20 protein-coding genes are annotated in these 17,867 nt (G+C 60.3%); 10 read left to right on the forward strand and 10 right to left on the reverse strand.

Translation table 11 applies throughout. The features are described 5' to 3' along the window. Window positions 1–88: 88 nt before the first annotated feature. On the forward strand, window positions 89–958 hold the full coding sequence (locus tag SM763_RS03115; RefSeq protein ID WP_274835682.1) for an NAD-dependent epimerase/dehydratase family protein: 870 nt from the start codon (window positions 89–91) through the stop codon (window positions 956–958). A 140-nt stretch (window positions 959–1,098) separates the two neighbouring features. On the opposite strand, the gene SM763_RS03120 is transcribed toward SM763_RS03115, so the two are convergent. Both SM763_RS03120 and SM763_RS03125 read right to left on the reverse strand, forming a co-directional pair. Then, the gene (locus SM763_RS03120; RefSeq protein ID WP_347509668.1) at window positions 1,099–1,542 is read right to left on the reverse strand and encodes a phasin, PhaP; all 444 of its coding nucleotides are present in this window, start codon (window positions 1,540–1,542) and stop codon (window positions 1,099–1,101) included. Window positions 1,543–1,675: 133 nt separating this feature from the next. Then, window positions 1,676–3,478 carry a PHA/PHB synthase family protein gene (locus SM763_RS03125; protein ID WP_065270699.1) on the reverse strand — a complete coding sequence of 601 codons (1,803 nt, stop codon included), beginning with the start codon at window positions 3,476–3,478 and terminating at the stop codon, window positions 1,676–1,678. A gap of 148 nt (window positions 3,479–3,626) precedes the next feature. On the opposite strand from SM763_RS03125, the gene phaZ reads away from it, so the two are divergent. Beyond that, window positions 3,627–4,904, forward strand: a complete 1,278-nt coding sequence (gene phaZ / locus SM763_RS03130; protein WP_065270700.1) for a polyhydroxyalkanoate depolymerase — start codon at window positions 3,627–3,629, stop codon at window positions 4,902–4,904. 4 nt (window positions 4,905–4,908) lie between these two features. Beyond that, window positions 4,909–5,499, forward strand: a complete 591-nt coding sequence (locus SM763_RS03135) for a DUF6151 family protein (RefSeq protein ID WP_347509667.1) — start codon at window positions 4,909–4,911, stop codon at window positions 5,497–5,499. A 43-nt stretch (window positions 5,500–5,542) separates the two neighbouring features. Here the strand turns inward: SM763_RS03135 and SM763_RS03140 are convergent, their stop codons facing one another. From SM763_RS03140 to SM763_RS03160, 5 genes are all read right to left on the reverse strand, one after another. Then, window positions 5,543–6,301: an alpha/beta fold hydrolase gene (locus SM763_RS03140; RefSeq protein ID WP_347509666.1), complete on the reverse strand. Its 759-nt coding sequence runs from the start codon at window positions 6,299–6,301 to the stop codon at window positions 5,543–5,545. A 115-nt stretch (window positions 6,302–6,416) separates the two neighbouring features. Further along, window positions 6,417–6,854 (reverse strand): VOC family protein, encoded by a 438-nt coding sequence (locus SM763_RS03145; RefSeq protein ID WP_274832542.1) that lies wholly within the window; start codon window positions 6,852–6,854, stop codon window positions 6,417–6,419. Further along, window positions 6,854–7,846: an alpha/beta hydrolase gene (locus SM763_RS03150; protein ID WP_347509665.1), complete on the reverse strand. Its 993-nt coding sequence runs from the start codon at window positions 7,844–7,846 to the stop codon at window positions 6,854–6,856. Before SM763_RS03150 ends, SM763_RS03145 begins: the two co-directional genes overlap by 1 nt. Next, window positions 7,843–8,589, reverse strand: coding sequence for an alpha/beta fold hydrolase (locus SM763_RS03155; protein ID WP_347509664.1), 747 nt, complete (start codon window positions 8,587–8,589; stop codon window positions 7,843–7,845). The genes SM763_RS03150 and SM763_RS03155 overlap by 4 nt, the downstream gene beginning before the upstream one ends. A gap of 88 nt (window positions 8,590–8,677) precedes the next feature. Beyond that, window positions 8,678–9,343 (reverse strand): DNA-3-methyladenine glycosylase I, encoded by a 666-nt coding sequence (locus tag SM763_RS03160; RefSeq protein ID WP_347509663.1) that lies wholly within the window; start codon window positions 9,341–9,343, stop codon window positions 8,678–8,680. A gap of 238 nt (window positions 9,344–9,581) precedes the next feature. On the opposite strand from SM763_RS03160, the gene thrS reads away from it, so the two are divergent. From thrS to SM763_RS03185, 5 genes are all read left to right on the forward strand, one after another. Next, the gene (gene thrS / locus SM763_RS03165) at window positions 9,582–11,528 is read left to right on the forward strand and encodes a threonine--tRNA ligase (protein WP_274828403.1); all 1,947 of its coding nucleotides are present in this window, start codon (window positions 9,582–9,584) and stop codon (window positions 11,526–11,528) included. A gap of 232 nt (window positions 11,529–11,760) precedes the next feature. Continuing rightward, on the forward strand, window positions 11,761–12,066 hold the full coding sequence (locus SM763_RS03170) for a BufA1 family periplasmic bufferin-type metallophore (protein ID WP_065270710.1): 306 nt from the start codon (window positions 11,761–11,763) through the stop codon (window positions 12,064–12,066). Window positions 12,067–12,152: 86 nt separating this feature from the next. After that, complete coding sequence (gene bufB / locus SM763_RS03175) at window positions 12,153–13,040, forward strand: MNIO family bufferin maturase (protein ID WP_347509662.1); 888 nt, start codon at window positions 12,153–12,155, stop codon at window positions 13,038–13,040. Further along, window positions 13,037–13,789, forward strand: a complete 753-nt coding sequence (locus SM763_RS03180; RefSeq protein ID WP_347509661.1) for an HvfC/BufC family peptide modification chaperone — start codon at window positions 13,037–13,039, stop codon at window positions 13,787–13,789. Before bufB ends, SM763_RS03180 begins: the two co-directional genes overlap by 4 nt. Before the next feature lie 15 nt (window positions 13,790–13,804). Then, window positions 13,805–14,371, forward strand: coding sequence for a DoxX family membrane protein (locus SM763_RS03185; protein ID WP_274828400.1), 567 nt, complete (start codon window positions 13,805–13,807; stop codon window positions 14,369–14,371). Window positions 14,372–14,441: 70 nt separating this feature from the next. Here SM763_RS03185 and SM763_RS03190 read toward each other — a convergent pair whose 3' ends face one another. Next, window positions 14,442–14,759: an arsenate reductase family protein gene (locus SM763_RS03190; protein WP_347509660.1), complete on the reverse strand. Its 318-nt coding sequence runs from the start codon at window positions 14,757–14,759 to the stop codon at window positions 14,442–14,444. Window positions 14,760–14,979: 220 nt separating this feature from the next. Between SM763_RS03190 and SM763_RS03195 the strand changes: the two genes are divergently transcribed. Beyond that, window positions 14,980–15,186, forward strand: a complete 207-nt coding sequence (locus tag SM763_RS03195) for a cold-shock protein (RefSeq protein WP_065270715.1) — start codon at window positions 14,980–14,982, stop codon at window positions 15,184–15,186. A gap of 58 nt (window positions 15,187–15,244) precedes the next feature. Here SM763_RS03195 and SM763_RS03200 read toward each other — a convergent pair whose 3' ends face one another. Both SM763_RS03200 and SM763_RS03205 read right to left on the reverse strand, forming a co-directional pair. Further along, the gene (locus SM763_RS03200) at window positions 15,245–15,721 is read right to left on the reverse strand and encodes a dihydrofolate reductase (protein ID WP_274835692.1); all 477 of its coding nucleotides are present in this window, start codon (window positions 15,719–15,721) and stop codon (window positions 15,245–15,247) included. A 14-nt stretch (window positions 15,722–15,735) separates the two neighbouring features. After that, window positions 15,736–16,569, reverse strand: coding sequence for a thymidylate synthase (locus SM763_RS03205; RefSeq protein ID WP_347509658.1), 834 nt, complete (start codon window positions 16,567–16,569; stop codon window positions 15,736–15,738). 247 nt (window positions 16,570–16,816) lie between these two features. Between SM763_RS03205 and SM763_RS03210 the strand changes: the two genes are divergently transcribed. After that, window positions 16,817–17,863, forward strand: a complete 1,047-nt coding sequence (locus SM763_RS03210; RefSeq protein WP_347509657.1) for a hypothetical protein — start codon at window positions 16,817–16,819, stop codon at window positions 17,861–17,863. Window positions 17,864–17,867: the final 4 nt, after the last annotated feature.

Raw genomic sequence — 17,867 nt, forward strand, 5'->3', positions numbered from 1 at the left:
CTTCACATCAAGAAAACCACCTTGACCTAAAGTATACTTGAGATTTTACCCCAGACCTCACAATCAGTTTCAGACCGAAGGACGAAACATGCGGGTATTGTTGCTTGGCGCGACAGGATCAATCGGAACCGCCATCACGCGTGAACTGGTCGGCCGGGGCCATCAGGTAATCGGTCTGGTCAGATCAGAGGCCAGCGCGCAGAAGATCGCCGCCCTTGGCGGTAGCCCCCTGCCCGGTGACCTGCGGCAGCCTGAGGCATGGGCGCCCGTGGTGAAAGAGGTCGATGCCGTTGTGCAGGCCGCCGCGACCTTTGATCAGGACATGGGAGAGACCGACGAGCGCGCCATAGAGGCGATCCTTGATCATGCCGCGGATCGGGGCACCCCGCTGAGATTGATCTATACGGGCGGTTGCTGGCTCTATGGCGCAACCGGCAACCGTATTGCCGATGAAACCTCGCCCAAACGGCCGATTGCCAGTTTCGCCTGGATGACAGAACAAAGCCGGACAGTACTGCAGGCGAAGTGGGTTTCAGGCGCCGTGATCCATCCCGGTATGGTCTATCACGAGGATGGCGGCGTCTTCGAACGCTATCTGACCGCAGCCCGCAGCGATCAGCCGATCGAAATCTGGGGCAGTTTAAATACCCGCTGGCCGCTGGTGCATCGTTACGATCTGGCGGTGGCCTATCGCATCCTGTTGGAGCGTCCCGATCTGACGGGGGAATTCAACGCCTGCGCCCAAAGCGGCGTCGCGGCATCGGACATCGTCGCCCATATCGCGCAGCAGACGGATCATGCGGGCGGGTATATGGTGCGCACGCTCAAACACGTTCTGTGTAAATACGGGGCCTGGGCCGAGGGGCCGACGCTGGACCAGCAGATGTGCGCGGAAAAGCTGCGGCGCCTGTGTGGCTGGACACCACGATACCGTTGTTATTCGATGGCCACCTTCTGACAGCCTGCATCGGCGGCCACAAAAGCAACAGTCCGAAAAGACCGTTCCACAATATAAAAAGGGCAGGCCCGCGTGGCCTGCCCTTTCATCACAATCCGGCACTGATTGGGAGGAGAGCTGGTGCCGTCTTGTGGACTTTCTTATTTGGTTGCAGCTTTCTTGGCTGCGGTGGTCACCTCTTCGGTGGCCTTTTTCACGGCGGCAGTCGCTTCTTCGCTCATATCCTTGCCTGCGGCCATCAGCAGCTCGACGGTGTCGGTCTGTGCTTTCTTGGCGACTTCGGCAAAGGCAGCCATGTTTTTGGCAGCCACTTCAGCAGAGGCGCTGGCGAAATCGGTTGCGGCTTTGGCATAGTCGGCAGGCTCGGCCTGAACTTTGGACATCGCGCCCATCTTGGACAGGGTGTCTTTGGTCCATTTGGTCGAAATCTCGGCGGACTGCTCGGCAGCACCGATCGCAACGGCGGCCAGCTTTTCATTCAGAGCAGCAGAGCTCTTGAACGCATCTTCCATGGCCTTGGTGTCCATGGGGAATGCGCCCATCATGTCTTTCATCATCGCGGTAAAATCTTGGGTCTTAGCCATCGTACTAGTTCCTCTCGTTGCCGTGGCAGGGAGATGCCCGCCCGCTGTGTCTGACAACAATATGCTTTCTGCATCGCAGCATTTCAAGATTTTTTTGCTGCAATGCAGAAAAATTATGGGAACCGCAGCAATATCAGGACTTTACCATCTTGCGCACATAGTCGCCGGGGGCCTGCACCAGTGGCGGATGGGTCGAATCACCCGGTTCGCGGGCCGGAACCTGCTTGCCCGAACGCTTTTTCAGCCAGGCTTCCCAGCGCGGCCACCAGGATCCTTCATGGAAGGTTGCGCCTTCCATCCAGGCAGCGGCATCCAGTTTCAGATCGTCATTGGTATAGTGACCATACTTGTTGCGGGTGGGCGGGTTCACGATGCCCGCGATATGGCCCGACTGGGAAACGATGAAGTTCTTGCTGCGCGATCCCATCTGCTGCACGCCGCGATAGCAGTCCTTCCAGCGGGCGATGTGATCCGTTTCGCAGGTGACGGCCATCAGCGGAATGTCGACATCTTTGAGCTGCAGCTTGTGCCCCAGCAGCTCAAAACCGTCCTTGGCAAACTGGTTTCCCTGACATAGCCCACGCAGGTATTGGATCGCCATCTTGCCCGGCAGGTTGGCGCCATCGCCGTTCCAGTAGAGCAGATCAAAGGCAGGCGGCGTCTCTCCCATCATATAACTGCGGATCGCCGGCCCGTAGACCAGGTCATTGGCGCGCAGGAAAGAGAAGGTCCGCGCCATGATATAGGAGGGCAGCATGCCATCGTCGCCGATCTGCTCCTCAATGGCATCCACGAAATCGTTTTGCAGGAAGGGCGTGAATTCCCCCTGATCGTCAAAATCGGTCAACGCGGTAAAGAAGGTCGCCGATTTCACCGATTTGTCGCCGCGCTGTTTCAGCAGAGACAGGGTCAGACCCAGCGTTGTGCCAGCGATGCAATATCCGACGGCGTTGATCTGTTTGACCTTGCAGATCTCCTTCACCTGCTCGATCGCGGTCAGGAAACCGTCCTGCACATAATCCTCAAGCCCCACATCCGAATAGGAGGCATCCGGATTGACCCAAGAGACCACGAACAAGGTATAGCCCTGATCGGTGACCCATTTGATCAGGCTGTTCTGCGCCTTGAGGTCAAGAATGTAGAACTTGTTGATCCAGGGCGGGAACAGCAGGATCGGCGTTTCATGCACCGTATCCGTGGTCGGGCGGTACTGGATCAGCTCCATCATGCGGTTGCGATAGACGACTTCACCCGGGGTGGTGGCCAGATTGCGGCCAATTTCAAAGGCGGTATCATCCGCCAGCCGGACCACCAGCTCGCCATCATTGGCTTCGAGATCCGCGACCAGATTTTCCAGCCCTTTGATCAGCGACTGGCCCTCGGTCTCCAAAGCCCGCTCCAGCGCATCCGGATTGGTGGGCAGAAAATTGGTCGGCGCCATCATATGAATGATCTGGTCCGCGAAATAGGACAGCCGCTGCCGGTCAACCCGGTCCAGATCGCCCGCCTCGTCAACAGCCTCGCGGATAGCGGCGGCATTGGTCATATACTGCTGCTTGATAAAGCGGAAATAGGGGTTCTTGTCCCACATCGGGTTGGTGAAGCGGCGGTCCGAGGGTGCATCGTCGCCTTCCCCGTCCTGTTGCCCGGCCAGCGCCTGCTGGGCCTCGGCGAAATTCAGCACCGATTTGCCCCAATATTCGATCTGATGTTCCAGCAGCTTTGCCGGGTTTTGCAGCATAGAAGCCCAGTAAGACGTTGCTGCACGTGCGAACAATTCCTGATTCGGACCGTCCAGTCCGGGATGATGCGGCTTCTTGCTTGCCATCACCTCGACCAGCCGTTTCGACAGATGTTCTACCTTTTCTAAATTTTCCTTAAGTCGATCAATGTGTTCTGGAGAAGTTCCGGCACCCTGCACGTCACTTGTTGTCATCTTAAGGAATCCCCCCTAATCTTTCTGCTATGCAGAATACTTGCTCAGGTAGTCTACGAGAAAGTGACAGCAAGTTCTAATCTCTGCACTTAATCCGCCCATGATTTATGATAATGGGTTGCAGGGCGGACACCTAAAGGAGACACCCATGCGCTACATGATGTCCTACGACCTGATGGAAACGACCCGGAACATGAACCAGTGGCTGGGGGCGACCGCATTGTCGATGGCATCCTATCCGGCGTTTTCCGCGATCCCCAATCCGGCGCTCAACTGGCTGGCCGCATGGGGTGAGGTCACGGAGCGCACCTTTCAGCGCATGGTTGCCCGGCCCGACTGGGGCATCGGCACCTTCACCTGTGAAGACGGCAAGGACCATACCGTCGAAATCGACACGGTTCTGGAACGCCCCTTTGGCGATCTGATCCATTTCCGTGTCGTCGGCCGCGAAGTGCAGCCGCGCAAGGTGCTGCTGGTGGCGCCGATGTCCGGACACTACGCAACCCTGCTGCGCTCGACGGTCAAAAGCCTGGTGGAGAACTGCGAGGTCTATGTCACCGACTGGCACAACGCCCGGGACATCCCGGTCTCCGCTGGCAAGTTCGACATCGAGGATTACACCCTTTATCTGGTGGATTTCATGCGCGAGATGGGTCCTGAAACCCATGTCATCGCCGTCTGCCAGCCCGCCCCGCTGACCCTCGCCGCCACCGCCTATCTGGCCGAGCAGGACCCCGAGGCGCAGCCGTCCTCCCTGACCCTGATCGGTGGCCCGGTGGACCCGGATGCAACGCCGACCGAAGTCACCGATTTCGGCCGCCGCGTCACCATGGGCCAGCTTGAGGAGACCATGATCCAGCGGGTCGGTTTCAAATACGCAGGCGTCGGCCGCAAGGTCTATCCGGGCCTGTTGCAACTCTCGTCCTTCATGTCGATGAACATGGACCGCCACTCCAAAGCCTTCATGGATCAGATCCAGCGGGTCAGCAGCGGCGAAGCCTCTGATCACGACGCCCATAACCGGTTCTATGACGAATATCTGGCGGTGATGGACATGACTGCGGAATTCTACCTGTCGACCGTGGACCGCGTGTTCAAGAAAGGCGAGATCGCCAAGAACGAATTCGTCGTCGATGGTCACAAGGTCGATATCGGAAAGATCACCGATGTGGCGGTCAAGACCGTCGAAGGCGCCAATGATGACATCTCCGCCCCCGGCCAATGTATCGCGGCGCTGGACCTTTGCACCGGCCTGCCGGATTCGAAAAAGGCCAGCCATGTGGAACCGGGCGCCGGTCACTACGGGATCTTTGCGGGCCGCAGCTGGCGCAACAACATCCGGCCATTGGTGATTGAATTCATGAATGCCAACAGCCGTCCAAAGGGTAAGGCAAAGCGGAGCAAACCCAAGATCGCAGCGGTCTGATCCGATGGCGTCAGAGCAGGACCATTCAGGCCGCGCCTTCTCCTGTTCTTGCGGGACAATGCAGGGATACATCACGCCAGAGGCACTGAAGTCCGGAACCCATATCGCCTGTTTCTGCGCCGATTGCCGTGCCAACGAGCTCTATCACCACAGGCCGGATCCTGCCCCGGGTCCGGTGGCGCTCTTCCAGATGTCGCCGGATGGCATCCACATCACCCAAGGCGCGGAGGAACTGCGCCTGATGCGGCTCAGCCCCAAGGGGTTGTTTCGCTGGTACGCAGGCTGCTGCGGCATGCCCTTCGCCAACACGCTTGAGAAACCCGGCCTGCCCTTCGCCGGGATGCGTACCAATCTGTTCGCCCAGCCTGAGATTTTCGGCAAGATCCGCACCCGCGCCTTTGAACCCCAGCCGGGCAGACCGCCCCGCACCAAGGGCGCCGGAACGATGGTCTATGCCCTGTTCCGCCGCATGATCACCGCGCGCCTGTCCGGCAAGTGGAAAGAGACTCCTTTCTTTGACATTGAAACAGGCCGCCCAGTGAGCGAACCAATCGTGCTGAGCAAGGCAGACCGAGACGCCCTGACACAGGGCTGAAGCCCCCCTCACCCCACATCGATAGTCTGCCGGGAACGCCGGATCAGGCCTGATGGGCCGCGTCCGGCGCGCGAGACAACCAGTACAGCAGCGCCCGGCTCACCGCCTCGGGCTGCTCGAGCACCGGCAGATGCCCTGCACCAGAGATCACCTCCAGCTCTGCATGCGGGATCAGGTCGGCCAGAAATTCATGCCGTTTGACGGGCGTCAGGCGATCATATTCGCCGCACAGGATCAGCGTCGGGACATGACAGCGCCGGGCCACGCCCTGCTGATCCATGCGCCGCTGCAAGGCCCGGCTTTGCGCGACGAACAGATCGCTGCCCAGATGCATCCCCATCTGCCGCACCGTGTTCAGAACCTCCAGCCGCCCAGGTCCGGGCGCCAGGCAATCCGCAGGCAGGGCCTTGGCGAGCATCTCTTCCAGCCGTCCGGTGCGGGCCGCCACGATCATCGGCTCCCGTTCGGCGGCCTGCGCCGGAGTTTCCGCCAGAGGCGTCGTGTCCATCAGGCACAGGCGGCTGACCCGATCCGGCGCACGGCGCAGGATCTCAAGCGCGATAATCCCGCCCATGGACAGCCCGGCCAAGGCAAACCGTTCGGGCAGCATGTTCAGGATGTGCGCGGCAATCGCCTCAATCCGGTCACCGCCCAGCAGTGGCGCCACCGTGACCGGCAGATAGGCCGAAAGCGCCTCGATCTGCGGTGCAAAGACGCGCGCATCGCACATCATCCCGGGCAGCAGCACCAGAGGTTCTGATCCAAGCTGGGCCGAAGCATCCGGGGAGGTGGTGTATTGCATCTGCGGTGCCTCGCTGTTCTGCGCCCTGCAGTCTGCCGCAAGGTCACACAGGTCTCATACTGCAACTTTGTAGAGAGTTTTTTGAAATTGCAAGAAGTTAGAGGTCAATTAGAGATCAATCCGCCTCGGGAAATCCATTCCAGCGAAAGGCGCCATCTTCAGACAGGGGCGAAAACGGATTATGGGCGATTTCCCAGATATGGCCATCCGGCGCGCGGAAGTACCCGATGTATCCGCCCCAGAACACCTCGCCCGCGGGGCGCAGCACCTCTGCCCCCGCAGTTCTGGCGGCCTCCATCAGCACGTCCACCTCTTCGGCGCTGCGGGTGTTGTGGCTGAGCGTCATCGCCCCGGTCCCCAGCGCCTCTACCGGCAGACCGATATCCTCGGCCAGCTTTTCAATCGGATAAAGGCCCAGCGTCTGCGAAATCAGATCGAAGGCAACAACCCCATCCGGGCTTTGCGCCCTTTGCCAGCCGAGCGCCTCGTAAAAAGACGTCGCCACCTCCATATCCGGCACCCCCAGGGTGATCAGGCTAATCCTCTGTTCCATCACTTCACCTCCAGATCGGCCAGCCAGGACAGGATATCCTCAACGGCGGCCTCGGTTTGGCCCGGCGACATGATATCCCCGGCCATGACATGCGCATAGGGATCATCACCAGGGCCGGGCGTGTGGTTCTTCACCTCGACCGGCCCGCCCCAGCGCGCCGCCACTCCAGTGGTCAAATCCGGGCGGACCACGCGGTCCTGCAGGGAATACCAGAAAAGCGCCGGAATCTGCGCCTTCTCCACTGGCAACGCCATCACCGCGCGCACCAGCGCCGCCATCGGCACCGCCGCCACGGATGGGTAAGAGGTGGTCCAGAACCGACCATGTTCCGGGCTGCGCGCCGGAAATTTGCGTTCTTTCCCTACCAGTAGCGGCAGCCAATAGCGCGCAGCGGGCCAGGTTAGCAGCGGCGCTGCCGGATGATTGACGCCGTAGTTCGGGGAAATCATTGCGAGCCCCACCAGATCCTGCGAGAGCGCCGGATCAAGCGCCGCGGCGGTCATCAACGTCGCCCCTGTTGAGGTGGCGATCACCACCACCCGGTCGCCGACCGCACGCGCCGCCGCCAGGGCCTCGGCCACATCCTGCATCCAATCGTTGACCGTTGGTTCGGCCATCGCCGCGCCGGGGCGCCCATGGCCCGCCAGCCGGGTATAGACAAGGTTCGCACCCAGCGCCGCCGCAACCCGATCCGGCACCGGGCGGATTTCCTCGGAGGTGGCAGAGAAGCCGTGGATATAGACCACCGACAGCGGCGTTCGCACTTCGGGCTGTCCGGCCCAGATCACCCGTTTTTCCGCACCGGGCGTGATATCGGAATAGGCGCTTTCGACGGTTTCGAAATAGACACCGACCCCTTCGCCAAAACGGCGCGGCTCGAAAGAGGCTGAAAGGTCCACCGGTTCATAAGGCCCAAAGGCCCAGAGCGCCGCCCCGGCGGCCGACAGGGCCAACCCGGCGCGGACCAGCCATTTTGCCCCCCGCCGTATCATGAAACGCCAAGCACCTCTTCCAGCGCCGCCTCGATCAGCTTCAGGCAGGCCTCATCGGAAAACCGGTGGTCTGCATCCTTGACCAGCGTCAGCCGCATATCGGCGCATTCCGCATGATCGAGCAGCCGCAGCGCGGTCTCGGTGGAGACGGCAGTATCGGCGGTGCCCTGCAGGCAGCGCACCGGGAAAGGCAACGCCAGCGGGCTGCGCAGGACCAGGCGGGTGCGCCCATCCTCGATCATCCGTTGGGAAATGCGGTAGGGTTCCATGTAATCACTGGGCAGCTCCACATAACCCTGCGCGTCGAGTTCGGCCTTCTGCGCATCGGTGAAACTCGCCCAGTATCCATCCTCGGTGAAATCCGGCGCTGCAGCGATGGTGACCATCCCGGCGATGCGTTCGGGTACGGCGCGCGCCAGAAGCAGCGCCTGCCAGCCGCCCATGGAGGAACCAACCGGGACGATGGGCCCTTCGGTCAGCGCCGCAACGGCCGCCAGCGTGTCTTCGTGCCAATCGCCAATGCAGCCATCCTCGAAGGTTTCCGAGCTTTCCCCGTGACCCGAATAGTCAAACCGCAGAAAGGCGCGCCCCCGCGCCTGCGCCCAGGCCTCCAGATGGATGGCCTTGGTGCCTTCCATGTCGGATTTCAGCCCGCCAAGGAATACGATCACCGGCCCCGCACCCTCGGTCTTGTGATAGGCGATGCGCCGCCCTTGGGGCGTCTCCAGATAGTTGGCCGTCATCTCGCGTGTCCTTCTGTCATGTCTTTCGCCATTCCTCTGCCATGTCGTGGCGCCATATGCAAAACCCGCCATCCACCGGCGGGCGGGCTTATATGCTAAGCGCGAGAATGCGGGAAATCTCTGCCAGCGGCCGCCCCGACTGCGCCTGCCATGTATTGAATGCCTCCTGCGCCGCCAGCATGGCCTTTCTTGATCCCGGCGGGCCCGATATCCCCCCTTCAGCGACAAGACGGGCGACCACGTCTTTGGTAGAGACATAGCCATCGCGCCCCATCTGCCGCAGGACATAGCCGCCGGTGGTGCCGCCCAACCGGGACCCTTCGGATTTGAGCCACAATAGCAGTTCCCCAAACCGGTCATCCGGCCAGTCGGCGATCTTGCGGCCAAAACCACCCGCCTCTGCCGAGACCTCTTGAATGAAAACCGCGTTTTCCTGAATGGCGCGCAGTTTCGGGGCGTTGCGAATGATCCGCTTGTCCTGCAACAGCGCATCAAACCATTCATCGGACATCAGTGCCACGCGCCCCACCTCGAACCCCTCGAAGGCGGCAACGATATCGTCCTCTTTGGCCTCGATCATCTTTGTGTTCATGCCGGTCGAAAAGATCCGCATCGCCATGGCCTGCAGCCAGATTGCATCCGGGATCTCTGCCACCTCCGCCTTGGGGCGGATCGTCGGCAGCATGGCCGCAATTGCCTCGGGGCCGCCATGGCGATCCGCCGCCAAGTCCAATATCTCTTCAAAACTATGCATGGTGCTCTTTCTAATCGGGCAATCGGACAAAACACACGGGGATCGTGGCCCCGCGCCCGTCAAAAGGCAAGAATGGAAAGAAAACCAATATGCTCTGGCCTCCTCGCCGTTGTCAGAGGTGGCACAATGACAGTCCGCAGTGGTTGACAGCGCCAGCGCCTCAGTCAAAAAGGGGCACAGACACCATAACCCGCAACCGGGCGTTCAGTGGGCGCCAAACCGACGAGGAGCAGCCGATATGGCCCAGATCTCTCTCACCCTTCCCGATGGCAATTCACGATCCTATGACGCAGGCGTAACCCCTGCCGAAGTGGCTGCCGATATTTCGACCTCGCTGGCCAAGAAAGCAATTTCGGCCACTGTCGATGGCAAGCATTGGGATCTGCAATGGCCCATCGAGGCCGACGCCTCCATTGCCCTGCACACCATGAAGGACGAAGAGCAGGCGAATGAACTGATCCGTCACGATCTGGCGCATATCATGGCGCGCGCGGTGCAGGAAATCTGGCCCGAGACCAAGGTCACCATCGGCCCGGTGATCGAAAACGGCTGGTACTATGACTTCGACCGCGCCGAACCCTTCACCCCCGAAGACCTTGGCGCCATCGAAAAGAAGATGAAGGAAATCATCAACAAGCGCGAACCCGTGACCACCGAGGTCTGGGACCGCGAACGTGCGGTGAAATTCTACGAAGCCAACAACGAGCCCTACAAGGTCGAGCTGATCGATGCCATTCCGGGCGACGAGCCGCTGCGCATGTACTGGCACGGCCACTGGCAGGATCTCTGCCGGGGTCCGCACCTTCAGCACACCGGACAGGTGCCGGGCGATGCCTTCAAACTGATGTCCATCGCAGGCGCCTATTGGCGCGGCGACAGCGACCGCGCCATGCTGCAGCGGATCTATGGCGTCGCCTTCACCGGCAAGGAAAAGCTGAAAGCCTACCTCACCATGCTTGAGGAAGCTGCCAAGCGCGACCACCGCAAGCTGGGCCGCGAGATGGACCTCTTTCACATGCAGGAAGAGGCCCCCGGTCAGGTGTTCTGGCACCCGAACGGCTGGAAGGTTTACACCACCCTGCAGGACTACATGCGCCGTCAGCAGGAACGCGGCGGCTATGTCGAGGTGAACACGCCGCAGGTCGTTGACCGCAAACTGTGGGAAGCCTCGGGGCACTGGGACAAGTACCAGGAAAACATGTTCATCGTCGAAGTGGACGAGGACCATGCCCGGGAAAAGGCCGTAAACGCGCTGAAACCGATGAACTGCCCCTGCCACGTGCAGGTATTCAATCAGGGTCTGAAATCCTATCGCGATCTGCCGCTGCGCATGGCCGAGTTCGGCTCCTGTGCGCGCTATGAACCCTCTGGGGCGCTGCACGGCATCATGCGGGTGCGCGGCTTTACACAGGACGACGGCCACATCTTCTGCACCGAGGATCAGATCGAAAGCGAAACTGCGCGTTTCATCGACTTCCTGTCGAAGATCTACGCCGACCTTGGCTTCCACGACTGGACCATCAAACTGTCGACCCGCCCCGAGAAACGCATCGGCAGCGACGAAAGCTGGGACTTCGTGGAAAAAGCGCTTGGCGATGCCTGCAAGGCGGCCGGCTATGATTTCGAGATCCTCGAAGGCGAAGGCGCCTTTTATGGTCCCAAGTTGGAATTCACCCTGACCGATGCCATCGGCCGGAACTGGCAGTGCGGTACGCTTCAGGTGGACCCCAACCTGCCCGAACGCCTCGAAGCGACCTATGTGGGTCAGGACGGCGCCAAGCATCGTCCCTTCATGCTGCACCGCGCAACGCTCGGCTCCTTCGAACGTTTCATCGGCATCCTGATCGAGGAACACGCGGGCAAGCTGCCGTTCTGGCTGGCGCCGCGTCAGGTGGTTGTCGCTTCCATCACCTCGGAAGCCGATGATTACGTTGCAGAAGTGGTGGAAACGCTAAAAGCCGCAGGCGTGCGCGCCGAGGCGGACATCCGCAACGAGAAGATCAACTACAAGGTCCGCGAACATTCGCTGGGCAAGGTGCCGGTGATTCTGGCGGTCGGCCACCGCGAGGTCGAAGAGCGCACCGTTTCCGTGCGGCGCCTCGGTGAAAAACAGACGAAGGTCGAAACCCTCGCCGATGTAACAAAATCGTTGGGCCTTGAGGCCACGCCGCCGGATCTGCTGTAACAATTGCGGCTACCGCTATCAAAAACCGGCTCCCAATCGGGGGCCGGTTTTCATTTTATAGTTGATTAACGTTCCCAATCAGATGGTTAAACACTACCAGACTGTCACACTTCCTGACGCCCGCGTGACACACAGCCTCGTGAATTTAAAGACCTCCGGACCTGGGTTAGGGTTTTCACGTACCCCAAGGGTATACTCGATATACCGCAAAACCCGTTGAGGAGGACTTCATATGTCGAACCACGCAAAATCCCTCGCCGTCGCCAGCGCGGTTGCCGCTGCCCTGACCGCTGCAACCACCATGCCTGCCGCTGCGCAGAGCAAGGAAAAGTGCTACGGCATCTCCCTGGCCGGCCAGAACGATTGCGCCGCCGGCCCCGGCACCACCTGCGCGGGCAGCTCGGTCGTTGACTATCAGGGCAACGCCTGGACCCTGGTCGACGCAGGCACCTGCGCCGAAATCGAACTGCCGGAAATGGCAGACGGCACCGCGCGCAAAGGCTCGCTTGAGCCGCTGGAACGCGACCTGCCCGCATAATAATTGATTTCGTGAAGGGCGCGCGCCTGCCCGCCCTTCACATTTTCGCCCCGCCCCAAGCCACGACCAGACGAGCAGGACACGCCATGCTGGACGCCGTACTTCCCAACCAACTGCCGACGACCCCCGGCGTGGGGTACAAGCCGCAGCATTTTGACGCCCTGATCCGGTCTGTGACGGATGAACACGGCCCCGGACCAGTGCGCTGGCTGGAAATCCATGCCGAGAATTACATGGGCGACGGCGGACGCCCTATCGCGCAGCTGCGTCATCTGGCCGAACGGTTTGCCATTTCCGTGCACGGCGTGGGCCTGTCGATTGGTGGTGAAGCGCCGCTGGACCGTGACCACCTTGCGCGGTTGAAAAAGCTGGTGAACTGGCTGATCCCGGCGAGCTTCTCTGAGCATCTGGCGTGGTCCACCCATGACAGCCATTTCCTGAACGATCTGCTCCCCCTGCCCTATACTACAGAGACGCTAGAGCGGATCTGCGATCACATCGACCAACTGCAGACCACCATCGGACGCAGCATGCTGCTGGAAAATCCCTCCAGCTATCTCGCCTTTGATGAAAGCGACTGGTCCGAGCCGGAATTTCTGGCCGAAATCAGCCGCCGCACGGGCTGCGGTCTGCTGCTGGACGTCAACAACGTCTTTGTCTCAGCGACCAATCTCGGGTTCTCGCCCACCGGATATATCGACGCCTTCGCGCTCGATAAGGTTGGCGAAATCCATCTGGGCGGGCACGACGAAGATGAAGACGATCACGGCGCGCCACTGCTGATCGACAGCCACGGGCGCGAAGTTGTGGACCCTGTCTGGTCTCTGCTCGACTACACCTTGGCCAAATCCGGTCCCAAACCTGTTCTGATCGAATGGGACACAGATGTGCCGGACTGGCCCATTCTGCGGAACGAGGCAATGCGCGCGGATCAGGCCCTGTCGAAAGTTGCCCCGGCACAGGTGGCAAGATGAAACTGTCGCAAACAGGTTTTGTCAGCGCCTTGCTGGCGCCGGATGCCCCGATTCCGGATGGGCTGTCGGATGGTGTTGGCCGTCCGGCTGGTCGCCGGTTTTCGGTCTACCGCAACAATGTGGCGGCCTCTCTGACAGAAGCCCTGCACGAAGGGTTCCCGGCGATCGCGGGCCTTTTGGGCAAGGAGAACATGGACGGGCTTGCCGGGCTTTACTTTCGCAAGCACCCGCCCGCCTCGCCCCTGATGATGCATTTCGGCGGCGATTTCCCTGATTTTCTGGCCGGGATGCAGCAACTGAACCATCTGGGCTACTTGCCCGATGTGGCCCGTCTCGAACTTGCGCTGCGCCGCTCCTACCACGCAGCCGACGCAACGCCCGCCGCACGGGATGCGCTGGCCGGGATGTCCCCTGATGTGCTGATGTCACTGAAGGTGGGAATTGCCCCGGCGGTGGAACTGCTGCGCTCCGACTGGCCGCTGCATGACATCTGGCGTTTCGCCACGCAGCCCGACGCCCCCAAACCCCGAGCCGAGGCGCAGGACGTGCTGATTACCCGGCCCGAATTCGATCCCATCGCCCAGCCGCTGCACCCCGGCGGCGCTGATTGGATCGACGCCCTGATCCAGGGTCAAAGCATCGGGGCAGCCTATGAGGCGGCCCTGCAAGCGAGCCCTGATTTTGACCTCTCCCAACCGTTGACCCTGCTCTTAGAGGGCGGCGGGCTGACCGATCTTATGATCTCATGACATAAAGGAAAACCAATGCGTTCTGTTGTTTCGCTCCACAACGCGGTCTTCGGCCTCATCGAAACCGCGGGAAGCTGGCTGTTGCCTGCCCTCACCCGTTTCGTCTTTGCTGCAACCCTTCTGATGTACTTTTGGGTCTCCGGCGTCACCAAGCTGGGTGATGGCATTTTGGGCCTGTTCAGCCCCTCCATGGGCGCCTATGCGCAGATCTTCCCGAAGCAATTCGAAGCCGTCGGCTATGACGTGTCACAGCTCGGCGCATTCCACTGGCTGGTCGTCATGGCAGGCACCTGGGCTGAATTCATCCTGCCGCTGCTGCTGATCATCGGCCTGTTCACCCGTCTTGCCGCGCTTGGCATGATTGGCTTTGTCGTGGTGCAGTCCCTGACCGATATCTACGGTCACAACGGCACCGATCCGAAGACACTTGGCGCCTGGTTCGACCGCTTCCCGGACGGCATCATCCTGGATCAACGTCTGCTGTGGGTCTTCCTGCTCAGCGTACTGGTGATCAAAGGTGCCGGCGCCCTGTCGCTTGATGCAGTGCTGCGCCGTAAATTCGCGGCGACCGATCCGGCCTGATCTCAACCGAAATCGTCACGCGTCATTCCCGCCATCCCCGCCAAAAACGGGGATGGCGTTTTTCGTTACCTTATTCGGGCAAAAGCGCCTGCTGAACGCTCTTGTCCCAGCCAAGGTACAGCTTGCCGTCAATTTCGATCAGGGGCCGTTTCATCAGCGCCGGATGCGCGCGCAGCAGATCAAGCGCCGGGGTTTCCCGTTCAGCGTCGCTGAGCCCCCGCCATGTGGTTGAGCGCGTATTGACCAGTTTGCCTTCAAATTCAGCATAGGCGCGCTCCAGAACATCATCCGGCACACCATCGGCCCTGACATCCACCAGTGTAGCCTCTGGCAAGAGTTTCAGTGCCTTACGGCAAGTATCACAGTTCTTCAGTCCAAAAAGCTGCATCGTATCATTCTCTTTCGCTTTGGATCGTTTCCCGTAATTTACGGAAGATTTTGAGGTCTGGTCTTGATTTTTTGTTCACGCATGTAACAGTCGGACTTGCCTAGACATTTTTCGGATGCCGTATAGCTCCTCACGCAGCATTGTCCGGCGCCGAAGAAAGGCAATTGTGAACGCCTTGGCAATATCCGGGGCGCGTATAAGGTAGAAGGAGACACGGAACATGCCAAGTGGCACCGTGAAATGGTTCAATAACACAAAGGGTTACGGATTTATCGAACCCGACACAGGCGGCAAGGATGTCTTTGTTCACATCTCTCAGGTCGAACGTTCCGGATTAAAGGGACTCTCTGACAATATGAAAGTCGGTTACGAGTTGACTGAAGGTCGCGATGGCCGACAGATGGCCGGTGAAATCACCGAACTCTGACGGGGGTGAGGCGGCGCGCACCGGCACGCCGATCCACGCGACACCTCACCGGGCCATCTTATCGTCTGAGGTACTCCACCAAAGCGCAGGCCGGATCTGCCGTCCGTAAGGCGGTGGTTCCGATCGGGTTCCAATCCGCCTCGCTGAAATTGGGGAAGAACGTATCAGCGCCTTCGACGGCAACATCGACTTCGGTGATCAGCAGGCGATCAGCCAGCCCCATCATCGCAGCATAGATCCCGGCGCCGCCGATGCCATAGACGCGCCGGTATCCCTGTGCATAGGCCATATCGATGGCCTCCCCGATCGAGGCGCAGACGGTATCCGCTGCGGCAGGATCTGATGACACAACGATATTCAGGCGGTTTTTCAGCGGCTTGAACGGCAGGCTGTCCCAGGTCCGGCGCCCCATCACGATGGCACCGCCCAGTGTTTCACGCTGAAACGCCTTCAGATCCTCGGGCGCGTGCCAGGGTATCGTGTTGTCCTTGCCAATGGCGCCATCTCGGGCGCGGGCCGCGATCAGTGTAATCATCTCTGCTGCCCCCGTTAAACCGCGACCGGCGCCTTGATGGCCGGATCGGGATCGTAGTTCAGGAATTCAAAGTCCTCGTAGCGGAAGTCGAAAATCGATTTCACGTCCCGTTTGATCCGCAGCTGCGGCAGGGGTTTCGGCGTCCGCGACAGCTGCTCCTGCACCTGATCCATATGGTTTGCATAGATATGCGCATCCCCCATGGTGTGAATAAAATCGCCGACCTCATAGCCAGTCACATGCGCCAGCATCGCCTGCAACAGCGCGTAGGAGGCGATATTGAACGGCACGCCCAGGAACATGTCCGCCGAGCGCTGATAGAGTTGCAGATGGAGCTTACCGCCCAGGATCCGCACCTGCCACAGGGTATGGCATGGCGGCAGCGCCATATCCGGCACATCGCCCGGGTTCCAGGCCGACACGATCAGGCGGCGGCTGTCGGGCGAGGTTTCGATCATCTTCACCAGATCCGCGATCTGATCGACACTGCCCGCGCGATAGAGGGCTTCGTCCCCCGTGGTTCCGGGCACCAGATCCAGACGCGGGAAACGGCGCCACTGATAGCCATAGACCGGCCCCAGATCGCCATTCTCATCCGCCCATTCATCCCAGATCGACACCCCGTTGTCCTTCAGGTAGCCGATGTTGGTATCCCCGGAGAGGAACCACAAAAGTTCGTGAATGATCGAGCGCAGGTGTAGCTTCTTGGTGGTGACCAGCGGGAAGCCGTCGGCCAGAGAGTAGCGCGCCTGCATGCCGAAACAGGACAGCGTCCCGGTCCCGGTCCGGTCGCTGCTGCGGGTGCCGTTCTCCAGAATGTGGCGCAAGGCGTCGTGATATTGCTGCAAAGGTCGTCCCCTCCCCGGCCGCGCCCGGTTGCCGGGCTGTTTCGCCTTTGGTCATACCCGTTGCACCGGCTCGCGCCAAGGCCTTGCGCCCCAGCGCTTGCTGCCAACACCCCAAAGACGAACTATGGCATTCAGGCCAGCCCCGCCGACAAAGTTTTCCCCATCCCGCAAATCCGTTGACTTTTTGGGACCTGCGGCAAATTGTGAGAAAAAACCGCCCAGAAGTTCGAGCAGAGGCAGGCACATCATGAATAAGATTACTGGCGCATTTATTGCGGCGCTTGCGCTATCGGCGTGCGGCAACGGGAATCCGTTCACCGAAGACACGACTGATAACGGCGGCGACACAGGCACCGACACAGGAACGGATACCGGTATCGACGGGGACGGCCGCCCACCGGGGACCCCCTCCCCGACCGCTGACACCTCGATCTTCCGCCGCGAAGGTACCAGCACCGAAGACGCCTATATCGGCAATGGCTATGCCACCGAAATTAGCTATGACAGCGACAACGATACGTTTTCGGTCGACAACCTCGCCTTTGATGGCGACGGCACCTATGCCCGCGGCACCGCCGTCAGCAGCCTTGGCCCCTTTGCGGTTTACGAGGCCGACGCCCAGTACAGCGACATCACCGACAACGAGCCGATCAACCAGTTTACCCACCGGGCGATTTACGGCGTCAGCACATCGGGCAACAGCAAATTCGCCATTGTCCGCACAGGCGCCTATGCCGATTATGGCTTTGGCGGCTTCGTCTATCAGCGCGATAACTCCGTCACCCTGCCCAGCAGCGGACAGGCCCAGTACAACGGTTCCCTGGCCGGCCTACGGGACTACAACGGCGCCGCGGGATTGGAATACACCACCGCCGACGTGCAGATCGCCATCGACTTTGACGACTTTAACCCGGCGACCGGCGGGCGCGGCGATGCGGTGAGGGGCAGCCTGACCAACCGGACCATCTACGACACAGACGGCAATGACATCACCAATGACGTGATCAACCGGATCAACGTTGACAAGAACCTGACGCTATCCAGCATTCCGGTTGCTATCTTCGATGTCGGCCCGAACAATCTTGATGACAACGGCGAAATCATAGGCACCCTGCAAAGCACATATGTCGATCCAAACGGCGTGCGCCAGACTTATGAAACCGGCAATTACTACGCGGTGGTCTCGGGCGACAATGCCGAGGAAATCGTCGGCGTCGTAGTGCTGGAAAACTCGCTTGACCCGGCTGCAAATTCCGTCCGCGAGACGGGTGGCTTCATCGTCTACAATAACTGAGCCT

The organism is Pseudophaeobacter sp. C1-32P7, assembly GCF_041008775.1.
GTDB classification, from domain to species: Bacteria; Pseudomonadota; Alphaproteobacteria; order Rhodobacterales; family Rhodobacteraceae; genus Phycobacter; species Phycobacter gallaeciensis_A.